At 66.8% G+C, this 17058-nt stretch carries 17 protein-coding genes; 4 read left to right on the forward strand and 13 right to left on the reverse strand.

Annotation, left to right across the window (positions count from 1 at the left end; translation table 11 throughout):
* Window positions 1-108 precede the first annotated feature (108 nt).
* From rlmH to ABIC90_RS06195, 6 genes are read right to left on the reverse strand one after another with little or no spacing between them, the layout of a single operon-like run.
* Window positions 109-576: a 23S rRNA (pseudouridine(1915)-N(3))-methyltransferase RlmH gene (gene rlmH, locus ABIC90_RS06170; RefSeq protein ID WP_042579728.1), complete on the reverse strand. Its 468-nt coding sequence runs from the start codon at window positions 574-576 to the stop codon at window positions 109-111.
* A complete protein-coding gene (gene rsfS / locus ABIC90_RS06175; protein ID WP_354353193.1) occupies window positions 573-1274 on the reverse strand; it encodes a ribosome silencing factor in 702 nt (233 codons plus the stop codon). The genes rlmH and rsfS overlap by 4 nt, the downstream gene beginning before the upstream one ends.
* The gene (nadD, locus tag ABIC90_RS06180) at window positions 1274-1903 is read right to left on the reverse strand and encodes a nicotinate (nicotinamide) nucleotide adenylyltransferase (RefSeq protein ID WP_354353194.1); all 630 of its coding nucleotides are present in this window, start codon (window positions 1901-1903) and stop codon (window positions 1274-1276) included. Before nadD ends, rsfS begins: the two co-directional genes overlap by 1 nt.
* On the reverse strand, window positions 1900-2817 hold the full coding sequence (gene hemF / locus ABIC90_RS06185) for an oxygen-dependent coproporphyrinogen oxidase (protein WP_354353195.1): 918 nt from the start codon (window positions 2815-2817) through the stop codon (window positions 1900-1902). The genes nadD and hemF overlap by 4 nt, the downstream gene beginning before the upstream one ends.
* Entirely contained in the window at window positions 2817-4115 is a 1299-nt protein-coding gene (gene purD / locus ABIC90_RS06190) for a phosphoribosylamine--glycine ligase (protein ID WP_354353196.1), read from the reverse strand. The genes hemF and purD overlap by 1 nt, the downstream gene beginning before the upstream one ends.
* A 40-nt stretch (window positions 4116-4155) precedes the next feature.
* Window positions 4156-4881 carry a YebC/PmpR family DNA-binding transcriptional regulator gene (locus ABIC90_RS06195; RefSeq protein ID WP_354353197.1) on the reverse strand — a complete coding sequence of 242 codons (726 nt, stop codon included), beginning with the start codon at window positions 4879-4881 and terminating at the stop codon, window positions 4156-4158.
* Window positions 4882-4998: 117 nt separating this feature from the next.
* Here ABIC90_RS06195 and ABIC90_RS06200 point away from each other — a divergent pair, with 117 nt between their 5' ends.
* From ABIC90_RS06200 to ABIC90_RS06215, 4 genes are read left to right on the forward strand one after another with little or no spacing between them, the layout of a single operon-like run.
* Entirely contained in the window at window positions 4999-5787 is a 789-nt protein-coding gene (locus tag ABIC90_RS06200) for a class I SAM-dependent methyltransferase (protein ID WP_354353198.1), read from the forward strand.
* A 2-nt stretch (window positions 5788-5789) separates the two neighbouring features.
* The gene (locus ABIC90_RS06205) at window positions 5790-6863 is read left to right on the forward strand and encodes a Rid family hydrolase (protein ID WP_354353663.1); all 1074 of its coding nucleotides are present in this window, start codon (window positions 5790-5792) and stop codon (window positions 6861-6863) included.
* Window positions 6864-6897: 34 nt separating this feature from the next.
* Window positions 6898-7722 (forward strand): lysophospholipid acyltransferase family protein, encoded by an 825-nt coding sequence (locus ABIC90_RS06210; RefSeq protein ID WP_354353199.1) that lies wholly within the window; start codon window positions 6898-6900, stop codon window positions 7720-7722.
* A complete protein-coding gene (locus ABIC90_RS06215) occupies window positions 7689-8465 on the forward strand; it encodes a glycosyltransferase family 2 protein (RefSeq protein ID WP_354353200.1) in 777 nt (258 codons plus the stop codon). The genes ABIC90_RS06210 and ABIC90_RS06215 overlap by 34 nt, the downstream gene beginning before the upstream one ends.
* 368 nt (window positions 8466-8833) lie before the next feature.
* On the opposite strand, the gene ABIC90_RS06220 is transcribed toward ABIC90_RS06215, so the two are convergent.
* The 7 genes from ABIC90_RS06220 to cysT all read right to left on the reverse strand — a co-directional run bounded on the left by ABIC90_RS06220 (window position 8834) and on the right by cysT (window position 16979).
* Window positions 8834-10234, reverse strand: a complete 1401-nt coding sequence (locus tag ABIC90_RS06220; RefSeq protein ID WP_436318172.1) for an efflux transporter outer membrane subunit — start codon at window positions 10232-10234, stop codon at window positions 8834-8836.
* A complete protein-coding gene (gene macB, locus ABIC90_RS06225; protein WP_354353202.1) occupies window positions 10227-12209 on the reverse strand; it encodes a macrolide ABC transporter ATP-binding protein/permease MacB in 1983 nt (660 codons plus the stop codon). The genes ABIC90_RS06220 and macB overlap by 8 nt, the downstream gene beginning before the upstream one ends.
* A complete protein-coding gene (gene macA / locus ABIC90_RS06230) occupies window positions 12206-13369 on the reverse strand; it encodes a macrolide transporter subunit MacA (RefSeq protein WP_354353203.1) in 1164 nt (387 codons plus the stop codon). The genes macB and macA overlap by 4 nt, the downstream gene beginning before the upstream one ends.
* A gap of 206 nt (window positions 13370-13575) precedes the next feature.
* The gene (locus tag ABIC90_RS06235) at window positions 13576-14079 is read right to left on the reverse strand and encodes a disulfide bond formation protein B (protein WP_354353204.1); all 504 of its coding nucleotides are present in this window, start codon (window positions 14077-14079) and stop codon (window positions 13576-13578) included.
* On the reverse strand, window positions 14076-15173 hold the full coding sequence (locus ABIC90_RS06240; protein WP_354353205.1) for a sulfate/molybdate ABC transporter ATP-binding protein: 1098 nt from the start codon (window positions 15171-15173) through the stop codon (window positions 14076-14078). The genes ABIC90_RS06235 and ABIC90_RS06240 overlap by 4 nt, the downstream gene beginning before the upstream one ends.
* 14 nt (window positions 15174-15187) lie before the next feature.
* Window positions 15188-16090: a sulfate ABC transporter permease subunit CysW gene (gene cysW / locus ABIC90_RS06245; protein ID WP_354353206.1), complete on the reverse strand. Its 903-nt coding sequence runs from the start codon at window positions 16088-16090 to the stop codon at window positions 15188-15190.
* 1 nt (window position 16091) lies between these two features.
* Entirely contained in the window at window positions 16092-16979 is an 888-nt protein-coding gene (gene cysT / locus ABIC90_RS06250) for a sulfate ABC transporter permease subunit CysT (RefSeq protein ID WP_354353207.1), read from the reverse strand.
* Window positions 16980-17058: the final 79 nt, after the last annotated feature.

Genomic DNA, 17058 nt, shown 5'->3' on the forward strand with positions numbered 1-17058 from the left:
TTCAGGCCCATGCATGCGGCGAGCGCGCGGGCCGGAACAGGGAATCAAGGATGCGCGGGCATCGTTGCCGCGCAAGGCCCGCCTCACCGGGCCAGGCGACCGGCCGGGTCATTCCCGGTGGTACGGATGGCCTGCGTTGACCGACCACGCCCGGTACAGCTGCTCGACCAGCAGCACCCGCGCCATCGCGTGCGGCAGTGTCAGGTCGGAGAGGCGGATGCGTTCGTGCGCCGCGGCCTTGAACGCAGGGTCCAGGCCGTCGGGACCGCCGATGACAAGGGCCACGTCATCGCCCTCGCCCTGCCAGGCCTGCAGGCGCGCTGCGAGCGCCTTGGTGGTGAGTGCGGTGCCGCGCTCATCGAGCGCCACGATGCGCATGCCGCGCGCAATGGCACCCTCGATGCGTTCGCGTTCGGCGGCGTAGAGCGTCTCCAGCGACTTGGAGCCGCGCGGCTCGGTCTTGACGGCGCGCAACTCGAGCTTGAGCTCGGGCGGGAAGCGCTTGGCGTAGTCGTCCCAGGCAGTCTGCGCCCAATCGGGCATGCGCTGCCCGACGGCGACCACCAGGAGCTTCATGCGCGGCGGGCTGGCGCCTTCTTGGCAGGCGCCTTCTTTGCCGCGGGCTTGGCTGCGGTCTTCTTGGCAGCGGGCTTGCCGATGACCTTGACGGGCGTGCGTGCGGTCGTCGTGGTCTTGCGGGCCGGGGCCTTCTTGGCCGCGGTCTTGGCGGTGGTCTTTCGGGCAGGGCTTCTGCGAGCCTTCTCTTCCCTGGCTTCCTGCTCGGCGGCCTTGATCGCGGTCTTGGCGGCGCTTGAGCGGCGCAGCGAAGGCTCCTTGGCTGCAGGCTTCTTCTTTTTGTCTTCCGGCTCGTCCTTGCTCGACGAGGTGCTGGCGGCAGGCTTGGCGCCGCCGAGCTTGGCGCGCACCGGCTTGTCGCCCCAGATCTCTTCGAGGTGGTAGTACTGGCGGATGGCGGGCTGCATGATGTGCGCCACGGCCGCGCCGCAATCCACGATGATCCACTCGCCGTTGTCCTCGCCCTCGATACGCGGCTTGCCGAAGCCGGCCTCGCGCACCGCGTCGCGGACGCTGGCTGCAAGCGCCTTGGTCTGGCGGTTGGAGGTGCCCGAGGCGACGATCACGCGCTCGAAAAGCGGCGACAGATGCTCGGTGTCGAATACCTGGATGTCCTGCGCCTTGACGTCTTCGAGACCATCGATGATGGCTCGCTGGAGTTTCTGGGTGTCTTTCTTGGCGGCGGCTTCAGTGGTCATCAGGCAGAGCGGTAGAGGTGGTGTTGGTCAATATAGCGTGCAACCGTGGGCGGAACCAGCGAGGAAATGTCCAGGCCCAGTGCAGCGCGCCGCCGAATTTCGGTGGCGCTGGTGTCCATGGCAGCCAGTTCTAGCGCCTCGAAACGCGCGCCAGCCGGAAGGTTGGGCAGCATTTTCGGATCAAAACGGGCAGTGCCGCCCGTCGATAGTGCGCGATACGCTACAGAAACGATAGCGGCGCCGAGTATAGCCTGCCAGCCGTGCCAGCTCGGCAATGCGCTGGCCTGGTCGGCGCCCATGATCAGAATGAGTTGCGCGCCGGGCTGTTCTTTCTGCAACTCGCGCAGGGTGTCCAGCGTATAGGTCGGGCCGTCGCGCAACACTTCGCGGCTGTCGATCACCACCGTGCCCTCGAGATCGCCGAAGGCCAGCCGCGTCATCGCGAGGCGGTCTTCCTTGGGCGTGAGCGTGCGGCTCTTGTGCCAGGCCTGACCCGTCGGAATGATGTGGAGCTCTTTCAGGTCCAGCTGTGCCAGCGCGGCTTTGGCCAGTGCAACATGGGCGTTGTGCGGCGGATCGAAGGCGCCGCCGAAGATGCCGATGCGCGGAGCCCCGCCGGAAGAACTCACAGCCAGTCGCGCCGAACGATGAAGTCGCTGTACAGCGCGGCTTCAGGGGTGCCTGGCTCGGGCTGCTGGCGGTAGGCCCAGCTGGCCAGCGGCGGCATCGAGAGCAGGATCGATTCGGTGCGCCCGCCCGACTGCAAGCCGAAGTGCGTGCCGCGGTCCCAGACCAGGTTGAACTCCACATAGCGGCCGCGCCGGTACAGCTGAAAGTCGCGCTCGCGTTCGCCGCAAGGCGTGTGGCGACGGCGCTCGACCAGCGGCAGGTACGCCGGCAGAAAAGCATCGCCAACCGAGCGCATCAGCGAAAAGCCGTTCTCAAAACCGCCCTCGGCGAAGTCATCGAAAAAGATGCCGCCGATGCCGCGCTGCTCGTTGCGGTGCTTCAAGAAAAAGTACTCGTCGCACCAGGTCTTGAAACGCGGGTATTTGTCGTCGCCGAAGGGGGCGAGTGCATCGCGGCACACGGTGTGAAAGTGCACCGCGTCTTCCTCGAAGCCGTAGCACGGCGTCAAGTCCATGCCACCGCCGAACCAGCAGACGGGCGCGCCGTCCGCGGGCAGTGCAGCCAGCATGCGCACGTTCATGTGAACGATGGGCACATAAGGATTGCGCGGATGAAAAACCAGCGACACGCCCATCGCCTCGAACGGCGCGCCGGCGAGCTCGGGCCGGTTCTGCGTGGCCGAGGGCGGCAGCTTCGGGCCGCGCACCTGCGAAAAGCCGCAGCCCGCGCGCTCGAACAATTCGCCGCCTTCAAGAATGCAGGTCAGGCCGTTGCCCTGCAGCACCTCGCCCGGCTCCTTCTGCCAGGCATCGCGCACGCAGGTGCCGCCATCGGCTGCCTCGACCGCCGCAATGATCGACTGCTGCAGTCCGCGCAGGTAATCGCCGACGGCGGCGGGGTTGGTTTGCTGCATCAAGCTTGAGGGGTGTTGCGCGCATGCACCGCGCGGAATCCGATGTCCTTGCGGTACTGCGCGCCGTCGAAGTTGACACGCGCCGCCACCTCGTAGGCCCGCTGCTGCGCGAGCTTCACGCTGTCGGCCAGCACGGTCACGCAGAGCACGCGGCCGCCGCTGGTTTTGAGTTCGCCGTCCTGCATGGTCGTGCCCGCGTGGAACACCACGGCGTCGGGCGCCTCGGCCGGAATGCCGGTGATGCGGTCGCCCTTGCGGGGCGAGAGCGGATAGCCATGCGCCGCCATCACCACGCCCATCGCCACGCGGCGGTCCCATTGCAGCTCGACCTGGTCGAGCGTGCCGTCGGTGGCGTGCCAGAACACCTCGAACAGGTCGGACTTGAGCCGCATCATGATCGGCTGCGTCTCGGGGTCGCCCATGCGGCAGTTGAATTCGAGCGTCTTCGGATGGCCGGCCGCGTCGATCATCAGGCCGGCGTAGAGGAAACCGGTGTACGGGATGCCGTCTTTTTCCATGCCGCGGATGGTCGGCAGGATGATCTCGCGCATCGCACGCGCATGCACCTCGGCCGTGACCACCGGCGCGGGCGAATAGGCGCCCATGCCACCGGTGTTGGGGCCTTCGTCGCCGTCGAGCAGGCGCTTGTGGTCCTGGCTGGTGGCGAGTGCGGTGACGTTCTTGCCGTCGCACAGCACGATGAAGCTGGCTTCTTCGCCCTGCAGGAATTCTTCGATCACGACGCGCGCGCCGCCGTCGTTGTGCGCCACGCCGAATTTGTTGTCGACCAGCATGAAGTCGACCGCCTCGTGCGCCTCCTGCGCGGTCATGGCCACGACCACGCCCTTGCCTGCGGCCAGGCCGTCGGCCTTGACGACGATCGGCGCGCCCTTGGCGTCGATGTAGGCGTGCGCGGCAGCGGCGTCGGTGAAGGCTTCGTATTCGGCCGTCGGGATCTTGTGGCGCTTCATGAAGGCCTTGGAAAAGGCCTTCGAGCTTTCGAGCTGCGCGGCCGCCTGCGTGGGGCCGAAGATGCGCAGGCCGTGCGCACGAAATTCATCGACCACGCCGGCCGCGAGCGGCGCCTCGGGGCCCACCACGGTGAGCGCGATCTTTTCCTTGATGGCCCACTCGCGCAGCGCGGCGGGCTCGGTGATGTCGATGCAGTCGTAGCGCGCGTCGCTCACGGTGCCGCCGTTGCCCGGCGCCACATAGACGCGGCTCACGCGCGTGGCCTGCAACAGCCGCCAGGCCAATGCGTGTTCGCGGCCCCCACCACCAATAACCAATACCTTCATTCGAGGGCCCTGTTCGTTCGCTGAATTACAAAGAACGCGCTCACTCGGAGAGCGACGCGTTGTGATAAACGTCCTGCACGTCGTCCAGGTCTTCGAGCACGTCGAGCAGTTTCTGCATCCTGGCGGCGTCTTCGCCGGTGACTTCGACGGGGTTCTCGGCGCGCATGGTGACTTCGGCCGCATCGGGCTTCAGGCCGGCGGCTTCCAGCGCTTTCTGGACGGCTTCGAAATCGGCGACCGCGGTGATCACCTCGATGGCGCCGTCGTCGTCGGTGACGACGTCTTCGGCACCCGCTTCGAGCGCCACTTCCATCACCTTGTCTTCGTCGGTGCCCGGTGCGAAGATGAACTGGCCGCAGTGCTTGAACTGGAAGGCCACCGAGCCTTCGGTGCCCATGTTGCCGCCGTGCTTGGAGAAGGCGTGGCGCACTTCGGCCACGGTGCGCACGCGGTTGTCGGTCATGGTGTCGACGATGATCGCCGCGCCGCCGATACCGTACCCCTCGTAACGAATTTCCTCGTAGTTGACGCCTTCGAGGTTGCCGGTGGCCTTGTCGATGTTGCGCTTGACGGTGTCGATCGGCAGGTTGACGGCCTTGGCTTTTTCGACCGCCAGCCGCAGCCGGGGGTTGGCGCTGAGGTCGCCGCCGCCGGCGCGGGCTGCCACGGTGATTTCACGGATGGCGCGGGTCCAGAGCTTGCCGCGCTTCTCGTCCTGGCGGCCCTTGCGGTGCTGAATGTTCGCCCATTTGCTGTGTCCGGCCATGGCTTTCTATCTCGCTGTCTTGTGTTTTCAAAGCAAGCCGCGAGTTTACTGTCCGGCGCACACAACGCTCGCCGCCGCCCCTGAATTCGGGCCTATGCTTTTGGCGATAATCTTTCGATGACGCCATCGCCTACTGTCGAAGCCGGCAATCCCGACATCCTCCCGCCCCACGCACCGCTGCCCCTGTACTACAAGAACGAGGCGGAGCACCAGGCATTCCTTCGCCGCATCTTCGACAGCACCGCCGCGGACTACGACCGCATCGAGAGCGTGCTGGCCTTCGGCACCGGCCCGTCGTACCGCCGCGCGGCGCTGGCGCAGGCCGGCCTCGCAACGGGTGCCCAGGTGCTCGACGTGGGCATCGGCACCGGGCTGGTGGCGCGCGAGGCGCTGAAGATCATCGGCCCCACGGGCCGCCTCGTCGGGGTGGACCCCAGCGTGGGCATGATGGAGCAGGTCAAGCTGCCGGGCGTCGAGTTGCTCCAGGGCGTGGCCGAAGCCCTGCCCCGCCCCGACGCCAGCTGCGATTTCGTGAGCATGGGCTACGCCATGCGCCACATCAGCGATGTGGCCGCGGCCTTCAGCGAGTTCCATCGCGTGCTGCGGCCGGGCGGACGCGTGATCGTGCTCGAGATCACCAAGCCCGAAGGCCGCATCGCGACGGCGCTGCTCAAGGGCTACATGCGCGCCGTGGTGCCCCTGATCGCCCGCGTGGTCGGCCGCCAACGCAACACCTCCGAGCTGTGGCGCTATTACTGGGACACCATCGAGGCCTGCATTCCGCCCGAGCGGGTGATGCAGGCGCTGGGCGCGGCGGGCTTCACCGAGGTGTGCCGCCATCAGAGCCTGGGCGTCTTTTCTTCCTACACCGCCCGCAAGCCCGAACCATCCGCCGAGGCCGCTTGACAGTGCGAGTTCAGGACGCTTCCCCCTCTTCTTCCTCTCATCTGCGCGTCGAGCGCCTGTCGCTGGCCGACAGCCTGGCGCTGGCCACGGGCGGCAAGGCGCCGTTTGCCGCCCTGGGCTACGGCACGCCGAACGGTGTGGCCTGGATGCCGACGGTCAATGCACGGGTGCTGTCGTCGCACGGCGCCATGGCCGACGTCTGGCATGCCATGGGCGCCGATCACATCGAATCGGGCACCACCGGCATCGCGCGCTGGCGCACCGACGGCCACTGGCTGCTGGGCGCCATCGACCTCGATGAAGCCGCCGAGAAGCAGGGCCTGGCCGAGCTCGCTCACCGGGCCTATCGCGACCTGTTCAAGACGCTGGACCAGGCCGGCGCGCCGCACCTGCAACGCATCTGGAACTACCTGCCGCAGATCAACGCCGACGGCGGCGGCCTGGAGCGCTACCGCCAGTTCAACCTCGGCCGGCAAGAGGCCTTTTTCGAGGCCGGCCGCGCAGCCTTCGAGGGCGCGCCCGCGGCCTGCGCACTGGGCATTCACCAAGGCGCGCTGTCGATCCGCTTCCTGGCGGGCCAGACGGCGCCCGTGCCTCTGGAAAATCCGCGGCAGGTTTCAGCCTACCGCTACCCCGAAACCTATGGCCCGCGCTCGCCGACCTTCTCGCGCGCCGCGTTGTCGGACATCGGCGACGGGCGCATCGCGCTGCTCATCTCCGGCACCGCGAGCATCGTCGGGCACGAGACCGTGCACCACGGCGATGTGCGCGAGCAGACGCGCGAGACGCTGCGCAATCTCGAGGCCGTGATCGCCGCCGCCAACGCGCGCGGCACGGCGGTCTTCTCGCTCGCGCAGCTCGATTGCGTGGTCTATGTGCGCCACCCGGCGGACACCGAGGCCGTGCGCGAAGTGATCGAAGACGCGCTCGGCGCCAACGCCCCGATGGCACGCCACGCGGTGTACCTGGAGGCCGACATCTGCCGCAGCGACCTTTTGGTCGAGATCGAAGCCCACACGGTCGCCCCTGGCCGGTTGCATCCGACGACGGCTGCGACCGCTGAGTCGCGTGCCTGAGCGGGCCATCGTTCACTCGACCGACCGATCCTCGGTGACGACGCCCATTCGCCCTTCCATGATGAGCCGCGTGCTGCGCATTCTTACGGCGATCCCGCTCGCGCTGATGCTTTACGCGTTGCTGCTGTTCCTGGGGCTGATCTCCCTGGTGTGGAATTTCGTCGCGATGCTGCTCTACCCGGTGATGCCGGAGGCGCCCGCGCGCACGCTGGGACGGATGACGATCGCCTTCGCCTATCGGATGTTCTGGTGGCTCGCATCCGTCACCGGGATGATGCGCATCGACGCCGCGTGCCTGGACCCGATGCGCAACGAGCCGGGTGTGATCTTCGTGGCCAACCATCCGACGATGCTCGATGCGCTGCTGCTGGTGGCGCGGCTGCCGCGCAGCGCCTGCATCATGAAGGCGGACCTGATGGGCAACATCTTCCTGGGCGCCGGTGCGCGGCTGGCGCGCTACATCAGCAACCGGTCGGCACGCATGATGGTGCGGCTGGCGGTGAACGACCTGCGCAGCGGCGGGCAGTTGGTGATCTTCCCCGAGGGCACGCGCACGGTGACGCCGCCGCTCAATCCGTTTCGCCCGGGCGTGACGCTGATCGCCAAACTGGCGCAGGCGCCGATCCAGACGGTGTTCATCGACACCGATTCGCCGTACCTGGGCAAGGGCTGGCCGCTGTGGCGCGTGCCGCCGCTGCCGATCGTCTTCACCCTGCGGCTGGGCCAGCGCTTCTCGCCGACGCAGGACAGCGACATCCTGCAGGCCGACCTCGAACAATACTTTCGCCAAAACATGGAGCAGCGCGCAACCGACGCGTCCAAAGAATGCCAGACGCCTCGCGCACCCACCTTGTCCTGATTCCCAGCTACAACGCAGGCGAACGCCTGTTCTCGACTGTCCAGGGCGCGCGTGCGCAGTGGAACCCGGTGTGGGTGGTGGTCGATGGCAGCGACGACGGCACGGGCGAGCGGCTGCAGCAGATGGCAGCCAGCGATCCGGGGCTGCGCGTGTGGGTGTTGCCGGAAAACCAGGGCAAGGGGGCGGCGGTGTTGCACGGGCTGCGCGCGGCAAAGGATGCAGGGTTCACGCATGCGCTGACGATGGATTCCGACGGGCAGCATCCGGCCGACCTGATTCCCTCGTTCATGCAGGCCTCGTTGGCCCGGCCTGAAACGATGGTGCTGGGGCGGCCGGTCTTCGACGCCAGCGCCCCGTTGTTGCGGGTGCGGGGCCGGCGCATTTCGAATGGATGGACGCAGCTCGAGACCTTGTTCGCGGGCATCGGAGATTCGCTCTACGGCTTTCGCGTGTATCCGGTGGCCGACCTGATTGCGGTGATGGCGCGGCAGCCCTGGATGCGGCGCTTCGACTTCGATACCGAAGCCGTGGTTCGGCTGGCCTGGCGGGGCATCAAGCCTGTGAACATCGACGCGCCTGTGAAGTACCTGACGGCGGAAGAAGGCGGGGTTTCGCACTTCCGGTATGGGCGGGACAACGTGCTGCTGACATGGATGCATGCGCGATTGATGATCGAGTTCGTTTTGCGATTGCCTGGGTTGTTGGTGCGCAAGATTCGCTCTGCGCCGCCTTTTCAGCCTTAGCGCTGCTTTTTCGGCGGTCGTGCTTCTTTTGGGGAGCACCCGGCCTGCGGTACAGCCCCAACAACCCCACTGTGCCGGCCGCTTTGCGGCTCCCCTGCGGTGCTCGCATTTCGCGGGGTCTCGCAGAACTCGCCTGCGGCTCAAACAGCTGCGAGCCCTGATCCGCGAAACGCTGTGCTCCTCGGCGGCACAGAGGGGTTGTTGGGGCTGTACCGCAGGCCGGGCGCTGCTGTGAGGTTGAGGCCGCCTGCCTCACCCCTGCCCTCTCCCAGAGGGAGAGGGAGTAAGACCAAAAGCGGGCTCCAAAGAGGGGCGATCGACGACCGCGCTCACAGCACCCATCGCCGCAAACCCCCACCGCTACCCACCTACTCAGAAGCAGTAGCAGCAGCCCCACCCAGCGCCTTGTAAAGCGTCATCGTCGCATTCAGCTGATTCAACCGATTCAATGCCAGCGACACCTCCGCGGACCGCCGCCGTTCCTTGGCATCGAGCACCGGTTGCAACGCAGTCGCACCGGCGCGGTAACGCACTTCGGACAAGTTTTCCGCACGTTGCGCCTCCTGCAACGCGACCACCAGTTTTTCACTCTCGTCGCGCAACTGGATGCGTGACGACAAGGCGTTCTCGACCTCCGAAAGCGCCGTATACAGCGACTGCCGAAAACCGAGCACAGCCTCTTCGTACTGCGTCTGCGAGACCGCCACCGTCAGCCGCGCAGTGTTCCATTGCAGAAACGGCAGCACCAGCCCTGCACCCAGCGTGCCGACGGGGTTCCTCAATACCTCGCCCAGGACCGTGCTCGATGTGCCGAGCGAACCAGTCAGGCTTAGCGTGGGATAGAAGCTGGTTCGCGTCGCATCGACATTCGCCACCGAAGCACGCAGACGCTGCTCGGCAGCGCGCAAATCGGGCCGGCGTGCCAACAGGTTCGCAGGCAAACCGGCTTCGATCACGGGCAGATCGATGCTCGGCAACTGCGACGGCTCTTGCGCCGCCGCCTCGGGCGGCCGGTCGAACAGGATCGCCAATGCGTTGCGTGCCTCCACCCGCTGCTGCAGCAACTGCGTGTGCGCCGCCTCCTGGCTCGCAAGGTTCTGCCCCGCCTGCGCCACATCGAGTCCCGACACCGCACCGGCCGCGTATTTCGCCCGCACCAGAGCCAGAATGCGCCGCGCGTCGTCGATGCCCGCTTCGCTCAACGCGATCCGCTGGTTCAAATACCCCAACTGCCAGTACAAGCCCGCCGTGGTGCCCACCAGCGACAACGCGGTCGCCTGCCGGTCGGATTCGGTGGCCTTCAGTTCCCAATCGGCGGCACTGCGCTGCGCCGCCAGCCGGCCCCACAGGTCGAGCTCGTAGCTCAGCGTCACCAGCGACGACGAACTCGATCCGGCGGTGCCCCCGCGCTTCAAGTCGTAGCTTCGACCGGTGCTGGCCTGCGCCGCCACGCCCGGCGTGAGGTTGGTATTTGCGAGCCCGGCCTGCAACTGGGCACGCTGCACACGGATGCCGGCCGCGGCGAGGTCGTTGTTGGTACGCAATGCGCTGTCGATGAGCGCATCGAGTTGAGGATCGTTGAACGCGCGCCACCAGCGCGCCGGGAGCATCGATGCCGCGCTCGGCGTGCCGGGCTGGGGCTGCTGCCACACCTGCGGCACTTCCAGCGGCCGCTGCTCGCGCGGCTCCGGCTGAAACAGCGTGCAGCCGCCGAGCGCCAACGCCAAGGCTACGGCCAGCGAACCCTGAGCAAGACCGGGCTTACTCACGAGCCAGTGCCTCGATAGGGTCCAGCCGCGCGGCATTGCGCGCCGGCAAATAGCCGAACAGCACGCCGATCAGCGACGCACACAAAAAGGCCGACACCACGGCCCCCATCGAAAAGATCATTTGCCATTGCGTCACGAACAACGAAAACAGAAAGCTGATGCCGTACGACAGCACCACGCCGATGAAACCACCCACCAGGCACACCAGCACCGCCTCGGTCAAAAACTGCTGCAGCACGTCGCTCTGCCGCGCGCCCACCGCCATGCGGATGCCGATCTCGCGGGTGCGCTCGGTCACCGACACCAGCATGATGTTCATCACCCCGATGCCGCCCACCACCAGCGAGATCACCGCGATCAGCGAGAGCAGCAGCGTGAGCGACTGGCTGGTGCGCTCGGCCGTCTTCACGATGCTGTCCATGTTGAAGGTGAAAAAGTCCTTGGTGCCGTGACGCATCGTGAGCAGCCGCACGATGCTGTCTTCGGCCGCCTTGGTCGGCTGGTCGTCGCGGATGCGCACGGTGATGCCGTCGAAGTGCTGCTGCCCGAAGATGCGGCTCGCGCCGGTGCTGTAGGGCAGCCAGATGTTGAGCGCCTTGTTCTCGCCGAACACGGCCTTCTTCTCCTGCGCCACGCCGATCACGGTGCACGGCAGGTTGCCGACCAGGATGACCTTGCCGACCGGTTCGGTGCCGTCGGCAAAGAGCTTGCGCCGCGTGTTCTGGTCGATCACCACCACCTGCGACTGGTGGCGCACGTCCTCGGCGGTAAAGACCGCGCCGCTCGCCATCTGCATGTCGCGCACGCGAAAGAAGGCGTCGCTCACGCCGTTCACGTTGCCGTTGATGTCGGCGCTGCGGTAGCGCAGGCGCAGGCTGCGCATGGTGGCGGGCGTCACGCCGTGCACATAGGGCTGCGCCGCAATCGCCTGCAAATCGGGCGGCGTCAGCGTGCGGATGCTCGCGGCCTTGTCGTCGCCGAAATCGCGGCCGGGATAAATGTCCAGCGTGTTGGTGCCGATGGCGCGGATGTCCGCCAGCACGAAGCGCTTGGCGCCCTCCCCGATGGCCACGATGGACACCACGGACGTGATGCCGATGACGATGCCCAGCATGGTGAGCGCGGTGCGCATGCGGTGCGCCATCATCGAGCGCCAGGCCATGCGAAAGGCCTCGGCGAAGCGGGCCCAGCCTGTGCTCAAGCGGGCGATGCCGAGTTTGGGCCGCGTCATCGCCGGTGGCGCTGTCGCTTCCGCGCCTGCCGCTTGCGTGGGCGCCGCGACGGTCGGCACGTTGGGACGGTCGTTCACGATCAGGCCGTCGGCCAGTTCGATGATGCGTTCGGTACAACTGGCCACCTGCATGTCGTGGGTCACGATGATGATCGTGTGGCCCTGCGCATGCAGCTCCCGCAGGATGCCGATGACCTCCTGGCCGCTCTTGCGGTCCAGCGCGCCGGTGGGCTCGTCGGCCAGGATGACCTCGCCGCCGTTCATCAGCGCACGCGCAATGCTCACGCGCTGCTGCTGGCCGCCCGACAGCTGGCTGGGCCGGTGCTCGGTGCGGTCTTCGAGGCCCAGGCGCGCCAGCAGTTGACGCGCCCGCGCGTCGCGCGCCGCACGCTCGGTGCCGGCATACACGGCGGGCACCTCGACGTTGCCGGTGGCCGTCAGGTGCTGCATGAGGTGGTAGCGCTGGAAGATGAAGCCGAAGTGCTCGCGGCGCAGTTCCGCGAGCGCATCGCTGTCGAGGGTGCCCACATCCTGGCCCGAGACGGTGTAGGTGCCGGTGCTCGGCCGGTCCAGGCAGCCGAGGATGTTCATCAGCGTCGACTTGCCCGAGCCCGAGGCGCCGACGATGGCCAGCATTTCGCCGTGGCCGATGTCCAGGTCGACGTCCTTGAGCACCTGCACCTCGGACTCGCCCGACGGAAAGCTGCGGCCGATGCCGCGCAGCTTCAGCAGCGGCTCGGTCACTGGCGCTTTCCTCTGCCGCCACCGCCCTCATTGCCGACGGCCGTCTCGAGCGCCGATGCATCGCCGGTGATGACGTTGTCGCCCTCGTTCAGGCCTTCGAGCACTTGTGCCTGGAAGTTGTTGGCGATGCCCACGCGCACCTTGCGCGTTTCCACGGTGTGGTCGGGCTTGAGCACGCGCACCTCTTGGCGGCCGTCCTTGTCGCGCGCACCGAGCGCGGTGAGCGGCACAGTGAGCGCCTGCTTGGCTTCGCCCAGCAGGATGGCCACTTGCGCGGTCATGTCCACGCGCAGCGTGCGATCAGGGTTGGGCACGTCGAACAGCGCATTGAAGAACACCGCGTTGTTGATCTTTTCGGGCGACGGCTGCACCGCGCGCAGCGTGCCGTGGTAGCGCTTGTCGGGGTCGCCGAGGATGGTGAAGTACACCGGCAGCCCGGCCTTCACGCGCACCACGTCGGCCTCCGACACCTGCGCCTTCACCGTCATGGTCGACAGGTCGGCCAGCTTCATGAGCGTGGGCACCTGGAAGGCGGCCACCACGGTCTGGCCTTCGAGCGTGCTGATGGAGACCACGTCGCCGTCGATGGGCGCGACGATGCGGGTGTACGAAAGATTGGTCTGCGCCGAGGCCAGGGCCAGCCTCTGCTGGCGGATCTGCGCGTCCAGCGAGACGCCGTCGGCGCGCAGCGCACGCAGTTCGGCGTCGGCGCTTTCCATGTCCTGGCGAGGGGCGGCATCCTGCGCCAGCATTTCGCGCTGGCGGGCCCAGGTGAGCTCGGCCTGCTTCACGCGGACTTCCTTGGCGAGCTTTTGCGCCTGCAGGTTTTCGAGCTTGGCCTGCTCCTGTGCCAGCGTGTTCTGCGAGATGACCGGGTCGATTTCCGCGAGCCAGTCGCCCTTCTTCACGGTCTGGCCGAGCACGACCTTCAGCGACTTCAGTTGCCCGCTGACCTGCGCGCCCACCTCCACCTGCTTGAGCGCCTGCAGCACGCCGGTGGCGAGCACCGCGTTCTCCAGGTCGGTGCGCTGAACGGTGGCGGTGAGGTATTCGGGCTTCTTGGCCGGGCTGGCCCAGAGATAGGCGACAACGGCCAGGACGAAAAGCGCGGCGATACCGGGCAAGACTTTGCGCGATCGCCGCGGAGGGGTATTTGGCATGCAATGAGGTGGAGTGGAAGGTGCGGCTGCGCCCAGAACGAGTTGATCCTAGCCCCGCTTTCTGAAGGCCTGCCGAAGCGGGAGTTCCCCGAACGGCCTTTACGCGCGCTTGTTCACTGATTCGCCCAAGGAAGAACGGCATGGCGCGCCGCCCCTTTCAGGACAACGCGCCACGCCGTGGCGGATGCAGCGGAGAAAAAAAGGACTCAGCGCGCGGTGCGCCGGCGCAGAAGCAGTGTGATCAGCATCAGCGAGAGCACCGTGAACGCCACGAACGACCAGTTCGCCAGCGTCAGGCCGAACAGCGTCCAGTCGATCTGGGAGCAGTCGCCGCCGCCGCGAAAGATCATCGGCAGCGCCCGCTTGAGCGGGAAGGTCTCGATCATTCCGTAGAGGTCGCGCCCGCAGGACACGACTTCAGGCGGATACCACTGGATCCAGCTGTGCGAGGCCGCCGTGTAGGCGCCGCCCACCGCGGCCAGCAGCGCCAGCACCCCGCCCGCGACCTGCAGGCCACGGCTGCGGAAGACGGACGCCAGCCCGGTGAAGAGCGCCACCAGCACCAGCGCGTAGCGCTGCACGATGCACATGGGGCAAGGCTCGAGCCCGACCACGTGCTGCAGGTAGAGCCCGAAGGCCAGCATGAGAACGCAGGCCAGGCAAATCAGCGCCAGCGCGCGGCGCGGTGCGCCGAAGTACCAATCGATCAAGGAGACACCCAATCTTCTTCTACGAACACCCTGGCCTTGCGTGGATTGGCAACGACGGTGTCGCCTTCTTTCAAGCCCAGGTCACGGAACTGTTGCGCAGGGAGTTGCGCTTCGATGATGGTTCCGGAGCCCGGATTATCTGGATTCGATTCGGTGGGCTCAAGTTCCAGCCGCGCGGTCGGACCGACCACGATGGCGCGCGACAGGGTCGCGACGATGCCGGTGGCGCCCGCCACATAGCGGCTGATTTCCAGGTCATGCGGCCGCACGTAGGCCATGGCCTTGGCGTCGCGCGCGCCGCTGTGCTCGGGTGAATCCAGGCGCATGCCGTCCAGCTGCACCTGGCCGTTGTCGGCGCGGCCGTGGAACAGGTTCACGTCGCCCAGGAACCCGTAGACGAAGGGGCTCGCGGGCTTGTCCCACACATCCTGCGGCGAGCCGACCTGTTCGATCTGTCCCTTGTTGATGACCACCACGCGGTCGGCCACTTCGAGTGCTTCTTCCTGGTCGTGGGTGACGAAGATCGAGGTGACGTGCAGCTCGTCGTGCAGGCGGCGCAGCCAGCGCCGCAGTTCCTTGCGCACCTTGGCGTCGAGCGCGCCGAAGGGTTCGTCCAGCAGCAGCACCTTGGGCTCCACCGCCAGCGCGCGGGCCAGCGCAATGCGCTGGCGCTGGCCGCCGGAGAGCTGCGAGGGATAGCGGTCGGCCAGCCAGTCGAGCTGCACCAGCTTGAGCAGGTCGGTCACCTTGGCCTTGATCTGCGCGTCGCTCGGGCGCTCCTTGCGGGGCTTCACGCGCAGGCCGAAGGCGACGTTCTCGAACACGGTCATGTGGCGGAACAGCGCGTAGTGCTGGAACACGAAGCCGACCTGGCGCTCGCGCACATGCACGTCGGTGGTGTCTTCGCCCGAGAACAGGATGCTGCCCGCGTCGGCCGTCTCCAGCCCCGCGATGATGCGCAGCAGCGTGGTCTTGCCGCAGCCCGAGGGCCCGAGCAGCGCGACCAGCTCGCCCGACTCCACGTCGAGGTTCACGTCGCGCAGCGCGCGGAAGTCGCCGAACTGCTTGCTGATGTTGCGGATTTCGATGCTCATAATTTTTTACTCTCTCAAGTCGCCGTCGCTTCAGGCGGCCGCTCGGGCGGCAACTCGGCAATCGCCTTCATCTCGCGCTCATGGCGCCATTCGATGATCGTCTTGATCACCAGGGTGACCAGCGCCAGGATCGCCAGCAGCGAAGCCACGGCGAAAGCGGCCACCGACTGGTACTCGTTGTAGAGCACTTCCACATGCAGCGGCATGGTGTTGGTCTGGCCGCGGATGTGGCCCGACACCACCGACACCGCGCCGAACTCGCCCATGGCGCGCGCGTTGCAGAGAATCACGCCGTACAGCAGGCCCCACTTGATGTTGGGCAGCGTCACGCGCCAGAAGGTCTGCCAGCCGGTTGCGCCCAGCACGATGGCGGCCTGCTCCTCGTCGGTGCCCTGCGCCTGCATCAGCGGGATGAGTTCGCGGGCGATGAACGGGAAGGTCACGAACACGGTCGCCAGCACGATGCCGGGCACGGCAAAGATGATCTTGATGTCGTGCTCGGCCAGCCATGGGCCGAGCCAGCCCTGCGCGCCGAACACCAGCACGTAGATCAGGCCGGCCACCACCGGCGACACCGCGAACGGCAGGTCGATGAGCGTGGTGAGAAAGGCCTTGCCGCGAAACTCGAACTTGGCGACAGCCCAGGCCGCGGCCACGCCGAACACCAGGTTCATCGGCACCGTGATGGCGGCCGTGATCAGCGTCAGGCGGATCGCGCTCCAGGCGTCGGGCTCCTTCAGGGCCTCGAGGTACGCATCCACGCCCTTGCGCAGCGCCTCCACGGCCACGGCCGCCAGCGGCAGCACGAGGAACAGGAACATGAACGCGAGCGCAATGCCGATCAGCGTCCAGCGCACCCAGGGCGCCTCGGTGGTGCCGGCCTGCGTGCGGCGAATGATCTTGGAAGGTGCGCTCATGTCAGCCTCCCGAGCGGCGACGCTGCCAAGCCTGCAGGCCGTTGATGAACAACAGCAGCACGAAGGAAATGACCAGCATCACCAGCGCGACCGCCGTGGCGCCCGCGTAGTCGTACTGCTCCAGCTTGCCGATGATGATGAGCGGCGTGATCTCCGAAATCATCGGCATGTTGCCGGCTATGAAGATCACCGAGCCGTACTCGCCGATGGCACGCGCGAAGGCCATGGCAAAGCCGGTGAACAGCGCCGGCCCGATCGACGGAAAGATCACCTTGGTGAAGGTCTGGAGGCGCGTCGCGCCCAGGGAGGTGGCGGCTTCCTCGAGTTCCTTCTCGGCGTCTTCCAGCACCGGCTGCACCGTGCGCACCACGAACGGCAGCCCGATGAAGATCAGCGCAATCACGATGCCCGCCGGCGTGAAGGCCAGCTTGATGCCGTGCGGCTCCAGCAATTGCCCGATCCAGCCGTTGCCCGCGAGCAGCGCCGTGAGCGAGATGCCGGCCACGGCCGTCGGCAATGCGAACGGCAGGTCGACCAGCGCATCGACGATGCGCTTGCCCGGAAACTTGTAGCGCACCAGCACCCAGGCCACCAGCAGGCCGAACACCGCATTCACCATCGCCGCCAGCAGCGAGGCGCCGAAGGTCAGGCGGTACGAGGCCATCACGCGCGGCGCGGTCACGGCCACCCAGAACTGGTCCCAGGTCAGCGTGAAGGTCCTGAAGACCAGCGCCGACAGCGGGATCAGCACGATCAGGCTGAGGTAAAGAATGGAGAAGCCGAGCGTGATGTGGAAACCCGGCAGCACGCGCTTGGCGCCCCCTGCCCGGTTGGCACGCGAAAAAGGCGCTCCCGCAGTTGGGAGCGCCGAAGAAGTCACACCACTCATGATGAGAAGGGTCCGTTGTTGGTCCGCCGGTCCCTTCGCGAAACACCGCGGAACCGGCTTTGCCGGGCCGCAGGTGTTG

It is taken from the genome of Variovorax boronicumulans (genome assembly GCF_040544675.1).
GTDB lineage: Bacteria > Pseudomonadota > Gammaproteobacteria > Burkholderiales > Burkholderiaceae_C > Variovorax > Variovorax boronicumulans_D.